The sequence below is a fragment of the Paenibacillus soyae genome (assembly GCF_024623455.1).
GTDB lineage: Bacteria > Bacillota > Bacilli > Paenibacillales > Paenibacillaceae > Pristimantibacillus > Pristimantibacillus soyae.
On sequence record NZ_JANIPJ010000049.1, the window covers coordinates 1 to 1880 of the forward strand.

Annotated in this window: 1 protein-coding gene; it reads left to right on the plus strand. The window is 54.5% G+C overall.

What is annotated here, in order from left to right:
• Positions 1 to 408: 408 nt before the first annotated feature.
• Positions 409 to 1800, plus strand: a complete 1392-nt coding sequence (gene ltrA, locus NQZ67_RS29875; RefSeq protein WP_257453147.1) for a group II intron reverse transcriptase/maturase — start codon at positions 409 to 411, stop codon at positions 1798 to 1800.
• Positions 1801 to 1880 lie beyond the last annotated feature (80 nt).

Consider the following 1880-nt stretch of genomic DNA (forward strand, 5'->3'; position numbering starts at 1 on the left):
GTACGCCCAGCATGGGCGTCATCTCTAGGGTGAAAGTCCCGAACGGGGGCTGGCGAACGCCTACCGTTAGCCAAGAGCAAGGGTGTCCGTCGCGAGGCGGAATCTGAAGGAAGCTGGAGGCAAATGCACGAGCCAAGGTATACGAACTGGATTTGAGGCAGGGCAAGTCGGATGAGTCACCGAAACATGACGAAATCCAAAGTCGCCAAGGGCTTTTCCTGTAAACTCCAGTGGTTGCGGGCAGAAAGATGACGTTCTTATCTGGGGAGGCCTGCGGAAAACGCGAAGTCACTTCGTAACCGCGGCTGAGAAGCCGCGCTGAATCCGCAGGAGTCAGCAGAGGCCATAGTACGGGAGTACGGGACGCCGGAAACCGGAAGGGCTGAACCGAAAGGAGAGAGGAAACCGATGCGTTCGCATGAAGAGCAAAGACAGCAGAACATCTCGCAAGAGAGCTCGCGGCAAAGAGAAGCGGTGAAGCCGTCAGGGTATGCCGGAGCGCCGAGTTCTTCGTCGGCACAAGTCGCCCCGTCCTCTCGCGAAGCGAATAACGACTTGTTAGAACGAATGCTCCGAGGAGATAACCTCAGGCTCGCTTACAAGCGAGTGGTACAAAACGGAGGAGCGCCCGGCGTGGACAGTGTAACGGTAGCGAATCTACAAGCTTACCTGAAAACACATTGGGAGACGGTGAAGACCGAACTTCTCGCGGGAACCTACAGACCCATGCCCGCCAAACGGGTGGAAATCCCCAAACCCGGAGGCGGCGTGAGGCTGCTTGGCATCCCGACCGTGATGGACCGCTTTCTTCAACAAGCCCTCCTGCAAGTGATGAACCCGATCTTCGACGCGGACTTCTCAAGGCATAGCTACGGCTTTCGCCCAGGGAAGAGAGCGCATGACGCGGTAAAGCAAGCTCAGCACTACATCCAAGAAGGCTTTCGCTGGGTCGTAGACATGGACTTAGCGAAGTTCTTCGACCGAGTAAACCACGACATGCTCATGGCAAGGGTAGCACGAAAAGTGACGGACAAACGTGTCCTAAAGCTTATTCGTGCCTATCTAAACGCAGGAGTCATGGCGAACGGAGTATTCGAGAAAACGGGAGAAGGCACGCCGCAAGGCGGACCACTCAGTCCGCTCTTGGCGAACATTCTGCTGGACGACTTGGACAAAGAACTAGCCGAGCGAGGACTGCGGTTTGTCCGTTACGCGGATGACTGCAATATCTTCGTTGCCAGTAAACGTGCGGGCGAACGTGTCATGGAGTCGGTAACACGCTTCGTAGAAGGCAAGCTAAAACTAAAAGTGAATCGAGAGAAAAGTGCGGTAGACCGACCGTGGAACCGTAAGTTCCTCGGATTCAGTTTCCTCAGGGACAAGAAAGCGACGATTCGATTAGCGCCTCAAACGATCTCGAGGTTTAAAGAGAAGGTGCGAGAGCTAACGAGCAGAACGCGGTCGATGTCTATGGAAAACCGGATTATGCGTTTAAACCGCTATCTCATCGGCTGGATAGGCTATTTCCGACTAGCCTCGGCGAAAGGACACTGCGAGAAATTCGACCAGTGGATTCGTCGCAGGCTGCGCATGTGCTTATGGAAGCAATGGAAACGGGTACGTACCCGAGTTCGCGAGCTCCGAGCACTTGGTGTCCCAGAATGGGCATGTTTTGTCATAGCTAACTCCAGACGCGGAGCGTGGGAAATGTCTCGAAACACAAATAACGCCCTTCCGACTTCCTATTGGGAAGCGAAAGGGCTGAAAAGTTTACTTTCTCGTTATTTAGAACTTTGTTAACCTTTTGGAACCGCCGTATGCGGACCCGCATGTACGGTGGTGTGAGAGGACGGGGGCTAGCCGCCCCCTCCTACTCGATT